Origin of the sequence: Edwardsiella sp. A.80236 (genome assembly GCF_044540725.1) — a bacterium.
In the GTDB taxonomy this organism is placed as follows: domain Bacteria; phylum Pseudomonadota; class Gammaproteobacteria; order Enterobacterales; family Enterobacteriaceae; genus Edwardsiella; species Edwardsiella tarda.
In genome coordinates this window covers 43,176-59,498 of sequence record NZ_JBIUCY010000007.1, presented here as the reverse complement: position 1 = coordinate 59,498, position 16,323 = coordinate 43,176, and the positions used below count along the sequence as shown (strand labels likewise).

At 61.1% G+C, this 16,323-nt stretch carries 14 protein-coding genes; 1 reads left to right on the top strand and 13 read right to left on the bottom strand.

The genetic code is table 11. The annotated features are described in order from the left end of the window. Window positions 1–16: 16 nt before the first annotated feature. The 3 genes from mazG to rlmD all read right to left on the bottom strand — a co-directional run bounded on the left by mazG (window position 17) and on the right by rlmD (window position 4,508). Window positions 17–811: a nucleoside triphosphate pyrophosphohydrolase gene (gene mazG / locus ACEQFP_RS08030; RefSeq protein ID WP_005289378.1), complete on the bottom strand. Its 795-nt coding sequence runs from the start codon at window positions 809–811 to the stop codon at window positions 17–19. 88 nt (window positions 812–899) lie between these two features. Continuing rightward, window positions 900–3,146 carry a GTP diphosphokinase gene (gene relA / locus ACEQFP_RS08025; RefSeq protein WP_109579281.1) on the bottom strand — a complete coding sequence of 749 codons (2,247 nt, stop codon included), beginning with the start codon at window positions 3,144–3,146 and terminating at the stop codon, window positions 900–902. A 39-nt stretch (window positions 3,147–3,185) separates the two neighbouring features. Then, entirely contained in the window at window positions 3,186–4,508 is a 1,323-nt protein-coding gene (rlmD, locus tag ACEQFP_RS08020) for a 23S rRNA (uracil(1939)-C(5))-methyltransferase RlmD (RefSeq protein WP_370547236.1), read from the bottom strand. 83 nt (window positions 4,509–4,591) lie between these two features. Between rlmD and barA the strand changes: the two genes are divergently transcribed. Then, a complete protein-coding gene (barA, locus tag ACEQFP_RS08015) occupies window positions 4,592–7,396 on the top strand; it encodes a two-component sensor histidine kinase BarA (protein ID WP_097364417.1) in 2,805 nt (934 codons plus the stop codon). A 47-nt stretch (window positions 7,397–7,443) separates the two neighbouring features. Here barA and acpS read toward each other — a convergent pair whose 3' ends face one another. The 10 genes from acpS to rseA form a co-directional block, all read right to left on the bottom strand. Next, window positions 7,444–7,827, bottom strand: a complete 384-nt coding sequence (gene acpS / locus ACEQFP_RS08010) for a holo-ACP synthase (protein WP_005289386.1) — start codon at window positions 7,825–7,827, stop codon at window positions 7,444–7,446. Further along, on the bottom strand, window positions 7,827–8,558 hold the full coding sequence (gene pdxJ, locus ACEQFP_RS08005) for a pyridoxine 5'-phosphate synthase (RefSeq protein ID WP_005289388.1): 732 nt from the start codon (window positions 8,556–8,558) through the stop codon (window positions 7,827–7,829). Before pdxJ ends, acpS begins: the two co-directional genes overlap by 1 nt. A 167-nt stretch (window positions 8,559–8,725) precedes the next feature. Next, window positions 8,726–9,454, bottom strand: coding sequence for a DNA repair protein RecO (gene recO, locus ACEQFP_RS08000; RefSeq protein WP_035595167.1), 729 nt, complete (start codon window positions 9,452–9,454; stop codon window positions 8,726–8,728). Between the two features lie 8 nt (window positions 9,455–9,462). Next, a complete protein-coding gene (era, locus tag ACEQFP_RS07995) occupies window positions 9,463–10,368 on the bottom strand; it encodes a GTPase Era (RefSeq protein WP_005295160.1) in 906 nt (301 codons plus the stop codon). Continuing rightward, window positions 10,365–11,045: a ribonuclease III gene (gene rnc, locus ACEQFP_RS07990; RefSeq protein WP_005295156.1), complete on the bottom strand. Its 681-nt coding sequence runs from the start codon at window positions 11,043–11,045 to the stop codon at window positions 10,365–10,367. The genes era and rnc overlap by 4 nt, the downstream gene beginning before the upstream one ends. Before the next feature lie 179 nt (window positions 11,046–11,224). Beyond that, window positions 11,225–12,199: a signal peptidase I gene (lepB, locus tag ACEQFP_RS07985; RefSeq protein ID WP_005295154.1), complete on the bottom strand. Its 975-nt coding sequence runs from the start codon at window positions 12,197–12,199 to the stop codon at window positions 11,225–11,227. A 91-nt stretch (window positions 12,200–12,290) separates the two neighbouring features. After that, window positions 12,291–14,084 carry a translation elongation factor 4 gene (gene lepA, locus ACEQFP_RS07980; protein WP_005289398.1) on the bottom strand — a complete coding sequence of 598 codons (1,794 nt, stop codon included), beginning with the start codon at window positions 14,082–14,084 and terminating at the stop codon, window positions 12,291–12,293. 141 nt (window positions 14,085–14,225) lie between these two features. Further along, on the bottom strand, window positions 14,226–14,702 hold the full coding sequence (gene rseC / locus ACEQFP_RS07975) for a SoxR-reducing system protein RseC (RefSeq protein ID WP_370547235.1): 477 nt from the start codon (window positions 14,700–14,702) through the stop codon (window positions 14,226–14,228). Between the two features lie 7 nt (window positions 14,703–14,709). Continuing rightward, entirely contained in the window at window positions 14,710–15,663 is a 954-nt protein-coding gene (gene rseB / locus ACEQFP_RS07970) for a sigma-E factor regulatory protein RseB (RefSeq protein ID WP_005289403.1), read from the bottom strand. Next, window positions 15,663–16,301, bottom strand: a complete 639-nt coding sequence (gene rseA / locus ACEQFP_RS07965; protein WP_005289405.1) for an anti-sigma-E factor RseA — start codon at window positions 16,299–16,301, stop codon at window positions 15,663–15,665. Before rseA ends, rseB begins: the two co-directional genes overlap by 1 nt. Window positions 16,302–16,323: the final 22 nt, after the last annotated feature.

The window sequence follows — 16,323 nt, the reverse complement described above, 5'->3', positions numbered from 1 at the left end:
AACAAGGCGCTCCACCCTACTGTTTTTCTTGCTGTTTTACCTGTTGCCATACCGCTTCCATCTCGGCGAGCGAGGCCTGTTCCAGGGTGCTTCCCCCGGCGATCACCGCCTGCTCTACCGCACGAAAACGGCGTTCAAACTTACGATTGGCCTGTTCCAGCACATTCTCCGCGCGGCAACCGAGGTGACGCGCCAGATTGACCGTAGCAAACAGCAGATCCCCGACCTCTTCGCTCAGTCGCGCCTGATCCACCACCGCCTGCTGCGCCTCCTCCATCACCTCGTCGATCTCTTCGTACACCTTGTCCAGCACCGGTCCCAAGGTGTCCCAGTCGAAGCCCACCGAGGCGCAACGCCGTTGGATCTTATCGGCGCGCATCAGCGCCGGCAGCGCCAACGGGATATCATCCATCAGCGAGTCCATCGCCTTCTGCGCTCGCTCCTGTTGCTTACGCTGTTCCCAACGCGCCACGGAAGCCTGAGCACTCTCGTCGTAGTCCGCGTCGAACACGTGAGGATGGCGGCGTTCCAACTTGTCGCAGATGCCGTCGCATACCGCGTCAAAGTCGAACAGCCCCTGTTCCTGGGCCATCTGTGCGTGAAACACGACTTGAAATAACAGGTCGCCTAGCTCTTCTTTCAGTCCATTGAAATCGTTGCGCTGAATCGTGTCAAGCACTTCATAAGTTTCTTCCAGCGTATAGGGGGCGATTGTGGCAAAAGTTTGACGTAGATCCCATGGACAGCCACGCTGTGGGTCGCGTAGCGTGCGCATGATGGTCAAGAGGCGTTGTAGGGCTGGGGGGGTCATCGCAGTCGTTCCACTCACAAAAAAGCCGCCGCAGAGGCGGCGAGAAGCCCGGTGCGGCGAAGGCCACCCCGGGCAGAGGGTCATCCGGTCACACGGCGCTGCCGCGCCCGGCATTCAGCCGACGCGCGTCTAACACGTCCGGCAACTGATTCAGCTTGGCCAATACTCGGCCCAGCACTTGGAGGTTGTAGATCTCGATCTCCATGTCGATGGTCGCCATCTGCTGCTTGGTATCGCTGCGGCTGGCCACCCCCAACACATTCACCTTTTCGTTGGCCAGGATGGTGGTAATGTCACGCAGCAACCCGCTGCGATCGTTGGCCGTCACCCGTACCACCAGCGCATAGCCACTGGAGTAGCTCTCCCCCCACACCGCGTCGATGATGCGCTCCGGCGCATGGCGGCGCAGCTCATCCAACTGGTCACAGTCGGCACGGTGGATCGAGATACCACGCCCCTGGGTGATAAAGCCGACGATCTCATCGCCGGGGATCGGCTGGCAGCAACGGGCGATGTGGTGCATCAGGTTACCGACCCCTTCGACCACCACCCGGCCACTGCTCTTATCGCTGCGTGTGCTGGAGGTCCCCTTCTGCGTCAGCTGCTTCAACGCCGCGCGATCCGCCTCCTCCGCGCTGGGCTTGTTGATCTTACCCTGCAGGAAGTTAACCATCTGGTTGAGACGAATGTCGCCGCCACCGATGGCGGCCAGCACCTCATCCAGGCTATGCACGTTGTAGCGCGGCAGCAGGAGCTTCTCTGCCTCCTTCAGGCTGATGCCCAGCCGCGCCAACTCATCGTCCAGGATCTGGCGCCCGGCCAGGATATTCTTGTCGCGATCCAGCTTGCGGAACCAGTTATGGATCTTGGCGCGCCCGCGGCTGGTGGTGACATAGCCCAAGTTGGGGTTGAGCCAGTCGCGGCTCGGGTTGGGCTGTTTCTGGGTGATGATCTCCACCTGATCCCCCATCTGTAACTGATAGGTGAAGGGGACGATGCGCCCGCCGATCTTGGCGCCGATGCAGCGGTGACCGACATCGCTGTGGATGTGATAGGCGAAGTCGAGCGGCGTAGAGCCGGCGGGCAGATCGACCACATCCCCCTTGGGCGTGAAGACATACACCCGGTCATCCAGCACCTGGCTACGCACCTCGTCGATCATCTCACCGCTGTCGGCCATCTCCTCCTGCCAAGCCAGCAACTTACGCAGCCAGGCGATGCGGTTCTCGTAACCGGCGCGTCCCCCCGCCTGCGGCCCCTCCTTGTACTTCCAGTGCGCCGCCACCCCCAGTTCGGCATCCTCATGCATCTGACGGGTGCGGATCTGGATCTCGAGGGTCTTGCCGTGCGGGCCCAGCACGACCGTGTGGATCGACTGGTAGCCGTTAGGCTTAGGATTCGCTACGTAGTCGTCGAACTCGCTGGGCAGATGGCGATAGTGAGTGTGTACTATCCCCAGTGCCGCGTAGCAGTCTTGTAGCCGTTCGACCACCACGCGCACCGCGCGTACATCGAACAGCTCGTCGAAGGCCAACGACTTCTTCTGCATCTTGCGCCAGATGCTGTAGATATGTTTGGGACGGCCATAGATCTCCGCCTTGATGCCCTCTTTCGCCATCGCCTTGCGCAGATCATGCACGAAGTCGTCGATAAACTGTTCGCGATCGATGCGCCGCTCGTGCAGCAGCTTGGCGATGCGCTTGTACTCCTCCGGGTGCAGATAGCGGAAGCAATAATCCTCCAGCTCCCACTTCAGCTGGCCGATGCCTAAGCGGTTGGCGAGCGGCGCATAGATGTTGAAGCTCTCCTTGGCCGCCAGCACGCGTTCCTCTTCCGGCGCATCCTTCACCTCGCGCAGGTGGGCGATGCGCTCCGCCAACTTGATCACCACGCAGCGGAAATCTTCCACGATGGCCAGCAGCATACGGCGGATGCTATCCACCTGCTCCGACCCGGCCGCCCCGCTCTGGGTCGCCTTCAACTCGCGGATGGCGTCCATCTCCATCACCCCACGCACCAGATCAGCGATGGCACCACCAAAGTCGTCGCGCACCTGCTGATCGTCGATTACGGCGCCATCCACCAGCGGGAACAGCAGCGCGGCGCGCAGACTGTCGTTATCCATGCTCAGGGTCGAGAGGATTTCGACCATCTCGACGCCGCGCCAGAGCAACAGCGGCGCCGACGCATTACCGGCGGTTTTCTCCTGACAATAGCGCCAGGTGGCGGTGAGACGCTCACACGACTCGGGGCTGGCTATATTTAAGCTTGCCACCCACTGCTCAGGGACAAATTCACCAGCCGTATTCAAATGAGCGCTTCTTACCGCGACCATGGTACTCTCCCTCTGACTGCTTAACCGCTAATCCACTGTCTATGGCGCCGTAGACTCAAACAGCGCCATCGACTCCAAATGCCCCGTATGGGGAAACATATCCAACAGGCACAATCGTGTCAGCTGATAACCGCCCTGTAACAACACCCGGCTATCCCGCGCCAGTGTGGCCGGGTTACAGGAGACATAGACCACCCGACGCGGTGCCAAATGGACGATATGCTGCATCACCCCGGGAGCGCCGGCACGAGCCGGATCGAGCAGGACTTTATCAAACCCCTGCGCCGCCCAAGGCTGACACGTCACGTCCTCTTCCAGATTCTGATGGAAGAATTCTACATTACTCAGCCCGTTGTGACGTGCATTATTCTGCGCTCGGGCCACCAGCTCGGGGACCCCTTCGACGCCCACGACCCACTGTGCCTGGCGGGCCAACGGTAGCGTAAAGTTCCCCATGCCGCAGAACAGATCCAACACACGCTCGTCGGCACGCGCATCGAGCCAATCGAGGGCGCGGGCGACCATCTGCTGGTTGACCTGGCCGTTAACCTGGATAAAGTCCTGCGGATCGAAGGCGAGGCGGACATCGGCCACCTGATAATAGGGGGCCTCGCCGAACAGGCGCCGCGGCGCCCCTTGGCCGTCGCTCAGATAGAGCGCCAAGCCATGTTGACGCGCGAACGCCTCCAGTGCCGCCTGATCGGCGGAGTGCAACGGGTCGAGATGGCGTAATACCATCAGCGGCCCGTTGTCGGCCAGCACCAACTCCAGATGGCCCAGACGACGGCGAGCGCGTAGCGCCGATAAGCAATCCCCCAGCGGCAGCAACAACGCCTCCAACGGTGGCGCCAATACCGGACAGGCGCGCAACGCCACCAGATCGTTCGAGGCCGCCTGGCGAAAGCCCAAAATCACCCGCTGACGCTTGGCGTCGAATTGCAGGCCGAAGCGGGCGCGCCGCCGATAACCATAAGCTTCGCCGGCGATCAGCGCCGACGGCGTGATGGTGACGCCCGTCTCACGCGCCATCAGACGCTGTAACATCTGCGACTTACTCTGCTGCTGCAACGCGATTGACGCATGTTGCTGCTGGCACCCGCCACATACGCCAGCGTGTGGACAACGCGGCGCCACCCGCTCGGGACTCTGGCTGAGCAGACGCTTAACGCGCCCACGGGCAAACTGGCGTTTATCCTCCGTCAGGATCACCTCGGCCTGTTCGCCGGGCAACAGGCCGCTGATAAACAGCGTCTTACCGTGATCGCGTGCCACCCCTTGGCCGAAGGCATCCAGATCGTTGGCGGTCACAATCAGGGTTTTCCGGGTCGCAGTACGGCGCCCCGGTGTGTAAAATTGAGCCATGTCGATTGCTTATCTGTGCGGTGGGTTAAGCTTAGGCTTAACCGAGTCTGTGTTTACCGCCAATTCTCCCACATCGGAACGCCATGACCAAATATAGCCTGCGGGCGCGCATGATGATCCTGACGCTGGCCCCGACGCTCCTGATCGGATTACTGCTCAGCACCTTCTTCGTGGTGCACCGCTATAACGAACTCCAGGATCAACTGGTCGATGCCGGCGCCAGCATCATCGAACCGCTGGCCGTCGCCAGCGAATATGGCATGACCTCGCGTAATCGTGAGGCGGTGCGTCAATTAATCGGCCTGCTACATCGCCGCCACTCCGACATCGTGCGCGCCATCGCCGTCTTCGATGGCCAGAACCAGCTGTTCGTCACCTCGAACTACCACCATAACTATGCCCCGCTACAGCTACCGGAGAACAGCCCGCCACCGACGGATCTGATGCTCAGCAAGCAGGGTGACGCGCTGATCCTGCGCACGCCGATCATCTCGGAGAATAGTCAGGCGCAGACGCCCAACGGTGCCGACTCGCTGGGTTACATCGCCATCGAGCTGGATCTGCGCTCGGTGCGATTACAGCAGTATAAAGAGGTGTTCGTCGCCACCCTGCTGTTGCTGATCAGCATGTGCATCGCCCTATTATTCTCCTACCGGCTGATGCGCGACGTCACCGGCCCGATCCGTAACATGGTCAACACCGTCGACCGCATCCGGCGCGGCCAACTCGACAGCCGCGTCGAGGGCCATATGCTGGGCGAGCTGGACATGCTGAAGAACGGAATTAACTCGATGGCCATGTCGCTCACCGCCTATCACGAGGAGATGCAGCAGAATATCGACCAGGCCACCTCGGATCTGCGCGAGACCCTCGAACAGATGGAGATCCAGAACGTCGAGCTAGATCTGGCCAAGAAGCGCGCCCAGGAGGCGGCGCGCATCAAGTCCGAGTTCTTGGCTAACATGTCTCATGAGCTGCGCACCCCGCTCAATGGGGTGATCGGCTTCACTCGCCAGGTGTTGAAGACGCCGCTGAGTGCCACCCAGATAGACTACCTGCATACCATTGAACGCTCGGCAAACAACCTGCTCAGTATCATCAACGACGTGTTGGATTTCTCCAAGCTGGAGGCGGGCAAGCTGGTGCTGGAGCATATTCCCTTCATGCTGCGCGAGACCATCGACGAGGTGGCGACCTTGTTGGCGCCTAGCGCCCACGATAAGGGGTTAGAGCTGACACTGAACGTGCGTAACGACGTCCCGGAGCACGTACTGGGTGACCCGATGCGCCTACAGCAAGTACTCACCAACTTGTTAGGCAATGCGATCAAGTTTACCGAGAAGGGCAACATCGACATCCGCATCGAACAGCGTAGCCTGAACACACAAGCCGTGGAGCTGGAGGTGCAGGTGCATGATACCGGCATCGGGATCTCCGAACGCCAACAGTCGCAGCTGTTCCAAGCCTTCCGCCAGGCGGACGCCAGCATCACCCGCCGTCACGGCGGCACCGGGCTGGGGCTGGTGATCACCCAGAAACTGATCAACGAGATGGGCGGCGATATCGCCTTCCACAGCCAGCCGCACAAGGGGTCGACCTTCTGGTTCCACATCCGTCTGGAGTTGAACCACAACGCGCCCCCGGCCTCACTGCCGTTGGAGCGGCTCGACGGCCAGACGCTGCTGTATATCGAGAGCAACCCCGTCGCCGCACAGTGTACCCTCGACATGCTGAAGGTCACCCCGCTGGAGGTCACCTACTGCCCGCAGTTTGCCCAGGTGATCCCGGACAGTCACTACGACATCCTGCTGTTCGGCCTGCCGGTACAGACCTCCCTCACGTCGGAGCACATGCAGGAGAAACTGAGCCGGGCGCTGCGTCTGGCCGATCGGGTGATCCTGGCCCTGCCCAGCCATACGCTGCACGACAGCGACACCCTGAAGGCGCGCGGCATCCGCCGCTGTCTGTTCAAGCCGCTCGCCAGCAGCCGCCTGTTACCCGCTCTGCTGGACAACGCCCTACCACCCCGCGCGCCGCAGGTGATCTCCCCATCGGGGGATCGTCTGCCCTTAACGGTGATGGCGGTGGATGACAACCCGGCCAACCTGAAGCTGATCGGCGCGCTACTCGGCGAACAAGTGCAACACACGCTCCTCTGCCACAGCGGCGAAGAGGCGCTGGCCGCCGCGCGCGATCGCCCGTTAGACATCATCCTGATGGATATCCAGATGCCGGAGATGGATGGGATTCGCACCACCGAACGCCTACGCCAACAGCCGATCCACGCCCATACGCCGATCATCGCCGTCACCGCACACGCGCTGAATGGTGAGCGTGAGCGTTTACTTCGCGCCGGGATGGATGATTATCTGGCGAAACCGATCGACGAGAATCGCCTGCGCCAACTGCTCACCCGCTACAGCGCCGGGGGAAGCACCAACACGGCGAGCGCGGCGTCGACGGCGGCGGCGGCCAGCGATCACTCCTTCGACTGGGCCTTGGCGCTGCGTCAGGCGGCGAACAAGGCCGATCTGGCGCGTGACATGCTACAGATGCTCATCGAGTTTCTGCCGCAAGTTCGCCAGCGCATCGAGCGCCAACTGGCCGGGGAGGCCGAGGAGACGGCGGGGGAATTGTGCGCGCTGATCCACAAGCTGCACGGAAGCAGTAGTTACAGTGGGGTACCGCGTCTACGGCGGCTGTGCCACTACCTGGAGCAGCAGCTCCGCGACGGCACGCCGGCCAGCGATCTGGAGCCGGAATGGTTGGAGTTGTTGGACGAGATCGATAATGTCATCCGCAGCGCCCAGCCCTATCTGAAGGCGACGCCGCCGCAGGCCTCAGCCGACAGCGGCGCGGCCCACGGGCCCAGCGAGACGACGCCTTAACGCCACCCGCACGGCCAGCAGGCGGCGTATGGTCTGGCGGAGGAGGATTACTCCCCCTCCGCAATCACCGTGGCACAGGCGTAGCGGCGCTCGTCGGCCAGCGAGACATGCAGCGTGCGGATCCCCAGCTCGGCGGCCAGTTCGGCGGCCCGGCCATGGAGTACCAGCCCCGGCTTGCCTAACGCATCATTGACCACTTCGAACTGGGCGAAGGCCAGCCCCTGGCGAATGCCAGTGCCCAGCGCCTTAGCCGCCGCCTCTTTGACGGCGAAGCGCTTAGCCAGATAGCGAACACGCTGAGCATGCGCCTGGTACTGCTGCCACTCCGCCGGCGCCAGGATGCGCCGCGCCAGTTGGTCGCCGCTGCGCTCCACCACCGCCGCGATACGAGCGATCTCGACGATATCGGTACCCAGCCCCCGTAGCGCCATCAGCGACGCGCCTCCAGCAGCAGCTGTTTCATGTCACGCACCGCCGTACTCAACCCATCGATCACCGCGCGACCGATGATGCTGTGGCCGATATTCAGCTCATGCATCTCCGGCAGGGCGGCGACCGCCTGGGCGTTGTGGTAAGTCAGGCCGTGACCGGCGTTGACCTTCAGCCCACGCCCGGCGGCGAAACGTGCCGCGACGGCGATCCGCGCCAACTCCGCCGCCTGAACCAACGCATTCTCGGCATCGGCATAGGCGCCGGTGTGGATCTCGATGTAGGGCGCGCCGACGGCGACCGCGGCCTCGATCTGGCGCTCATCGGGGTCGATAAACAGCGAAACCTGGATCCCCGCCGCACTCAGGCGCGCCACCGCCGCCGCCATCTTGTCGCGTTGACCGGCGACGTCCAGCCCCCCTTCGGTGGTCACCTCTTGGCGCTTCTCTGGCACCAGGCAACAGAAGTGCGGGCGCAGCTCACAGGCGATGTCGAGCATCTCATCGGTCACCGCCATCTCCAGGTTCATACGCGTCTGGATGGTCTGCCGCAGCAGGCGCACGTCGCGGTCGGTGATATGACGACGATCCTCACGTAGGTGAACGGTGATACCGTCGGCGCCGGCCTGCTCGGCGACGAAGGCCGCCTGTAGCGGATCGGGGTAGAGAGTCCCGCGCGCATTACGCAGTGTGGCGATGTGATCGATGTTAACGCCCAGCAGAATATCGGCCATGACAGCTCCTCAAGGATGATCGGTCGGGATAACCCGGTTATCAGACACCATATTACCCAGCCGTCGCGCGCAGACAAGCGGCGACCAGCCATCTGACTAGTCTACCCTCAGCGCAGCCACAACGAGTGGGACAGCCATGAGGCAAACAGGGGGACAGTGCGCTCGGCTCAGGCCGAGGAGGTCGCCGAGGGGCGACGCGGGACGAACTGGCGAAACAGCTCGCGACTCTTGAGCGGCTTACCGCCCAGATAGGGTTTCAATGCCATGCGGGTAAAGCGTTTGGCGGCGCGCAGGGTGGCGACATCGGGGAATTCACGACTGGCCAGCGCCTTGAGATCGCGCCCGGTAAAACTGTGCTGATCCACCACCAGGCTAGCGATAAAGCCCTTCTCTTCACGGTAGCGGTAGGTCATACCATCCGCCACCGGCTCGCCGCTGCCGGCGCAGTGCAGGAAGTCGATGCCGTAGCCCAACTGAGCCAACAGCGCCAACTCGAAACGCCGCAACACCGGCTCCGGCGAACCGCTGTGCCCGGCCAGTTGTTGGATGCAATGCAGGTAATCGAAGAACAGCGCGCTGTAGCAGGTCTCCTGCTCCAGCACTCGGGCCAAGAGCTCGTTGACATACAGCCCGCTGTAGAGGGTGATGCCACTCAGCGGCAGCGCCAGCGAAACCGCCTCGGCGCTGCGCAGGGTCTTCACCTCCCCCTTACCGCCCCAGCGGATCAGCAAGGGGGTGAAGGGTTGCAAGGCACCCTTCAGTTGAGAACGACGGCTCCGCGCGCCTTTCGCCAGCAGCCGCACCCGCCCCTGCCCCTCGGTGAAGGTGTCCAGCAGCAAGCTGGTTTCACTGTAGGGCCGCGCGTGCAGCACGAAGGCGCGTTGCCAGCCGTCCATCATCTGACTTACAGATCGTCGACGTAACCCAGGCTACGCAGCGCACGTTCGTCGTCCGCCCAGCCGGATTTCACCTTCACCCACAGCTCAAGATGCACCTTGGCGTCGAACATCGCCTCCATATCCTGGCGCGCTTCGATACCGATGGTCTTAATCTTGCTGCCTTTGTTACCGATCACCATCTTCTTCTGGCCATCGCGTTCCACCAGGATCAGGCCGTGAATATCGTAGCCGCCGCGCTCGTTAGGGGCGAAGCGTTCGATCTCCACGGTAACCGAATAGGGCAACTCCTCACCGAGGAAACGCATCAGCTTCTCGCGGATGATCTCCGAGGCCATGAAGCGCTGGGAACGGTCGGTGATGTACTCCTCGGGGAAGTGGTGTTCCGCCTGCGGCAGGCGCTGACGCACGATGCGCGCGATGGTATCCACATTGGTGCCCTTCTCCGCCGAGATCGGCACCACGTCCAAGAAGTTCATCTGCTGGCTGAGGAACTGAATGTGCGGCAACAACGCGGTCTTGTCGACCACGTTATCCACCTTGTTGATCGCCAGGATCACCGGACACTTCAGATCGCGCAGCTTGTTGACGACCATCTCGTCGTCCGGCGTCCAATGGGTGCCTTCAACCACGAAGATCACCAACTCGACATCGCCGATGGAGCTGCTGGCCGCACGGTTCATCAGGCGGTTGATCGCCCGCTTCTCCTCGATGTGCAGCCCCGGGGTATCCACATAGATAGCCTGGTAGGGGCCTTCCGTATGGATGCCCATGATGCGGTGACGGGTGGTCTGCGGCTTACGTGAGGTGATGGAGACTTTCTGCCCCAACAACTGGTTCAACAGCGTTGACTTACCGACATTGGGACGGCCAACGATGGCGATAAAGCCGCAGTAGTTTTTTTCTTCGCTCATTCAAGCTCCAACTGTTTTAACGCCTGCTCGGCGGCGGCCTGCTCGGCCTTACGTCGGCTCGAGCCGACGCCGACTACCGGCGCGGACAGCCCGCTGACCTGGCAGTGAATAGTAAATTCCTGATCATGCGCCTCGCCGCGCACCTGCACCACCAGGTAGGAAGGCAGTGGCAGATGACGCCCCTGCAAGAACTCCTGTAAGCGCGTCTTGGGATCTTTCTGCTTGTCCCCCGGGCTGATCTCCTCCAAACGGGAGTGATACCAGGCGAGGATCAGGCGTTCAATGGTCTGAATGTCGCTGTCGAGGAAGATGCCGCCGATCAGCGCCTCAACCGTATCCGCCAGGATCGACTCGCGGCGAAAACCGCCACTCTTCAGCTCGCCCGGCCCCAGGCGCAGACACTCGCCCAGATCGAACTCGCGCGCCATCTCCGCCAAGGTATTGCCGCGTACCAGCGTGGCACGCATGCGGCTCATGTCGCCCTCATCCACGCGCGGGAAGCGGTGATACAGGGCATTGGCGATGACGAAGCTCAGAATCGAGTCGCCCAAAAACTCAAGCCGTTCATTATGTTTGCTGCTGGCACTGCGATGAGTCAGCGCCTGCATCAGCAGATCCTGTTGTCTAAAAGTGTAGCCCAGCTTGCGTTGCAGCCGGTTAATTACGATGGGGTTCATGAGATACCAATAAATTCAGAATGCGTCAAAAACCGCAGCATACGGAACAGGCCTGCCTTGCCATTAGCCAATCCAAAGCTGTTTCGTTTGCAGTGGCCCCCACTAGAGGGGGCCAAACATGTCACGCGGAATATTCTACAACGACTGGAGGGAGAATGCTGCGTAAATAGGGGGGTTATTTAATGAATTCCCCCGATCCGCTCCAGGCGTACGCCGGTCGGCCACTGGCCTTCCTGCTTCTTGAAGCTCATCCAGATGGCAGTCGCCTTACCGACCAGGTTCTTCTCCGGCACAAAACCCCAATAGCGGCTGTCCGCGCTGTTGTCGCGGTTATCCCCCATCATGAAGTAGTGACCGGCCGGGACCACCCAGGTCCCCAGCGGTTGACCCGGCTGACGGTAGTAGCGCGAAACCATGTCCTGAGCCTGCGGCACCGTCAGGATGCTATGGGTCACCGTGCCCAGCGTCTCCTGACGCTGATCCATGCGATAACCGTTCGGCACGCTCTCGTCGATCGGATACTGGTGGAAGCCGCTGCTCGGCTCATTGCTACTCATCTGGTTAAAGGTCTGCACCCACTCGCTTGGACGCGACGGGCTATAGGTGATCGGCAGCAGGCGATCACAGCGCTCGCCCTGCTGGCAAGCGGGGTAGACCGTCAACTCCTTGCTATAGGGATCATACACCACCTTGTCGCCCGGCAGACCGATGGCGCGCTTGATATAATCCAGACGCGGATCGAGCGGATACTTAAACACCACGATGTCGCCGCGCTTGGGATGGCCGGTCGGGATCAGCGTCGTTTGCGTCACCGGATCCTTCAGGCCATAGGCGAATTTCTCCACCAGAATAAAGTCACCGATCAACAGGGTCGGCATCATCGATCCCGAAGGGATCTGGAACGGCTCATAGACAAAGGAACGGATCACCAATACCAGGGCCAACACCGGGAATACCGAGACACAGGTCTCGATCCAACCGGGTGCCTTGGTCGCCAGACGGGCATTTTCTACATCCAGCCCCTGTTCGGTCTGGCTATTGATCGCCGCCAGTTTGGCACGCCGCGCCGGCGCCAGTTTGAAACGGTCGATACACCACACGATACCGGTTACCAGTGTGGCGATAACCAGGATCAAGGCAAACATATTTGCCATGTCCATCACTCCTTACACTCAATACCTAACATGACTCAAGCAGGCAGAAACACAACGGGCGCGGAATCGACCGCGCCCGTCTGCATCGCTGTTAATCCTTGCCGACGTGCAGAATGGCCAGGAACGCTTCTTGCGGCAGCTCGACGTTGCCGATCTGCTTCATGCGTTTCTTACCTTCTTTCTGTTTCTGCAGCAATTTCTTCTTACGGCTGACGTCACCGCCGTAGCACTTCGCCAAGACGTTCTTACGCAGTTGCTTCACGGTCGAACGGGCGATGATCTGGGTACCGATCGCCGCCTGGATGGCGATGTCGAACTGCTGACGCGGGATCAGCTCTTTCATCTTCTCCACCAACTCACGACCACGCGTGTGCGAGTTCGCCCGGTGGGTGATCAGCGCCAGAGCATCCACCCGCTCACTATTCACCATCACATCGACACGCACCATGTCCGAGGCTTGGAAGCGCTTGAAGCTATAATCCAGCGAGGCATAGCCACGCGAGGTGGACTTCAGACGGTCGAAGAAGTCCAACACCACTTCGGCCATCGGGATGTCATAGGTCAGCGCCACCTGATTACCGTGGTAGACCATGTTGGTCTGCACGCCACGCTTCTCGACGCACAGGGTGATCACGTTGCCCAGAAACTCCTGCGGCAACAGCATGTGACACTCGGCGATCGGTTCGCGCAACTCTTGGATGTTGTTCACCGCCGGCAGCTTCGAGGGGCTATCGACGTAGATCACCTCATTGCGGGTGGTCACCACCTCATACACAACCGTCGGCGCGGTGGTGATCAGATCCAGATCGTACTCACGCTCCAGACGCTCCTGGATGATCTCCATGTGCAGCAGGCCGAGGAAGCCGCAGCGGAAGCCGAAGCCCAGCGCCGTCGAGGTTTCAGGCTCATAGAACAGCGAGGCATCGTTCAGGCTCAGCTTGCCCAACGCATCACGGAACGCATCATAGTCGTCGGAGCTTACCGGGAACAGACCGGCATATACCTGCGGTTTCACCTTCTTGAAGCCCGGCAACGCCGCGTCGGCGGGGTTACGCGCCAGGGTCAGGGTATCGCCCACCGGCGCACCGTGAATGTCCTTGATGGCGCACACCAACCAACCAACCTCGCCGCAATTCAGCACGTCGCGGTCAACCTGTTTCGGGGTGAAGATCCCCAGACGGTCGGCGTTATAGGTCTGCCCGGTGGTCATCACCTTGATCTTATCGCCCTTGCGCAGGCTACCGTTCTTGATACGGATCAGCGACACCACGCCCAGGTAGTTGTCGAACCAGGAGTCGATGATCAACGCCTGCAACGGCGCCTCTGGATCGCCTTCCGGCGGCGGAATGTCGCGCACCAGGCGCTCCAACACATCGCCCACGCCCACGCCGGTCTTCGCCGAGCAGCGTACCGCGTCGGTGGCATCAATGCCGACGATATCTTCGATTTCCTGGGAGACACGATCCGGATCGGCGGCTGGCAGGTCGATCTTGTTCAGTACCGGCACCACTTCGAGATCCATTTCGATGGCGGTATAGCAGTTGGCTAGCGTCTGCGCCTCAACCCCCTGCCCGGCATCCACCACCAGCAACGCCCCTTCACAGGCGGCTAGCGAGCGGGAGACTTCGTAGGAGAAGTCCACGTGCCCCGGGGTGTCGATAAAGTTCAGCTGATACACCTGGCCATCCTGCGCCTGGTAATCGAGCGTGACGCTCTGCGCCTTGATGGTGATGCCGCGCTCGCGCTCCAGATCCATGGAGTCCAATACCTGAGCCTCCATTTCGCGGTCGGACAAGCCACCGCAAAGCTGGATGATACGGTCAGACAGCGTCGACTTACCGTGGTCAATGTGCGCGATAATGGAGAAATTACGTATGTTCTTCATTATTAATATATTTGCCTGATGATTTCTGAATGACTCGCCTAAGGACACGCGGACGGGCTCAAAGCGATGATTTTGGGTTTGTGGCGCCAGGCGCCGAATCGCTGCATTTTACACAGCCCCTCGGTCAAAACCTAGCGCTCTTCACTCGCGATCGGATGGATTCGTTACGCTACGCAACTGACTGGACGGCAAGGCGACTTGCAACAGCACCGGTTGATAGTCGATACCCCGTGCCATGCTGCGGGCCTGACGACGCGCCAGCGCAAAACCGGCCACGCCCCCCAACAGGGCCCCCAACGCACTGGCGCCATCCGATGCCAGCCACAGCTGCCCGATGGCGCCACCGCCTAACAAGCCGGCCAATGGCGTCAGGTAGACCAACAGCGCCGAACGCAGCACACTCGCCTCCTGCAGGCCAATCTCGACTCGCTGACCGACTTGGAGAGGTTGTGATACCGCCAGGCGTAGCTGATGACGTGTCTGCGGCCCCAGCTCAGCCAAGGCCGCCGTGCCACAGCCCTGACGCGCCCGGCACCCCGTACAACCGGCATGCGCCTCGCACTGCAATAGCGCCTCGCCGGCGTGCCAGCTGATCACCGTCGCCCATTCACGCATCATGCCGGCATCACCGATTAAAGCGGACGGCTTCTGCCACCCGTTTGGCGGTCATCGGCGGTAACTCGCCGACGATGCTGATTTCGGCGTTATTACGCACCTCGGTATGGATGGTGCGCCGCCCTTGGCGCAGATATTGGCCGTCACCGCTACTCGCGCGGGCCGGACTCACATTGACCGAGAAGCTGAACAGGCCGTCGCTGTAGAGGCGGGACTCGACCGGCTCGGCCACCGAGGGCAGAGTACGGCGGCTGCGTGAAATCTCTTTGAAGCCATCCGGCACCCAACCGGCGCGCCAGTTGAAGCTAACACTGTCGTTCGGTGGCAGGCGCAGCAACGGCGGCAAGGTCAGACGCGAGAAACTGCGCATCTCATTGGCGACCTGTTGGCCGACATCGAAGGCGATTACGCGGAACTGCTCCAGGGTTTCACCGTCGCGATCCAGCAGATCGACGCGCAACGGCAACTTGGAGTCCTCATCGATCCAAACGATATAGCTGAAACGCATGCCATCGCGCGCCACCACGCGGATCACCTCGCAGGGGCGATCGGCCACCCGCGTGCGGCCCACGGAGATGAAGTTATAGTAGGGGGCGAGCAGTTTAACATCGGCGAAGATCACCGACGGCAAGGCATCGACGATATGATCGCCGTTGAGGGTGAACGGTTCCAGACCGGGTTCGAAGTAGCTGATCTCATTGCCGCGCAGCACCACCTCGCGGCGCGGACCGTCCATCTGCAACAGCTGGGCCAAGGTCTGTTGGTTCTCTAGCGCATGGCGATAGCGCAACGACTCAACGCCCTGCTTAGTGATATTGATGAAGGCCAGTTCGTAATCGAGTGAGCGGCTGGCCTGGTTCATCTGCTGCAACATCAGCCCCGGCGCAGTATCCTGGGCCAGGGCTGAGGTAGAGATAAACAGGCTGCCGGTCAACAGAGTCAGGGCAAACCAAAATTGCTTCATTACTGCTGCTGGGTTCCTAATGACAGCGTACCGGGCACCTGAATCGATGCCTGTGCATTGTTATCTTCGGCCTGCAATTGCTCGGCGTGAAGACGACGCTGCAACTCGTAGTCCTGCAGGATAGCATTAATGCGCTTACGCTGCTGCTGGATCTGCTGCTGGGCGTTGTTACCCTCGTTCGGTACACCGAAGCTGACCGGCGACGCTTGCCCGCCTAACGGCAGGGTGTTGAACACCGGTGATTCCGGCTCGGCCACCCCTTCCTGCGGCGCGTTGTAATGCTGCACACCGAGCAGAACCGCCAGCGAAACCCCGGCGGCGATGCCCATCTGTGAGAGTTGACCAACCCACGGGCGCACCTTGTGCCAGAAAGGCATGCGTTGCCATTGGGCGGGTTGGGGTTGAGACTCGGGGATCGCATTGGGAACCAGGCGCACCGGCTCCGCGTCCAACGCGGCGGCGATGCGATCGGTAAGGTCGATCTGTATCGTCTCGCCGACGTCACCACGCAGCGTGTCACGAACCAGGTGGTAGCGCTGCCAGGTCTGTTGCAACTCGGGATCCTTGACCAGCGAACCAATCAGCTCGCTATCCAGCAATTCGCCATCCATGAGAGCCGAAAGTTTTTCTTTCTGCATGCCTTATACCCTTTGCTGTGAC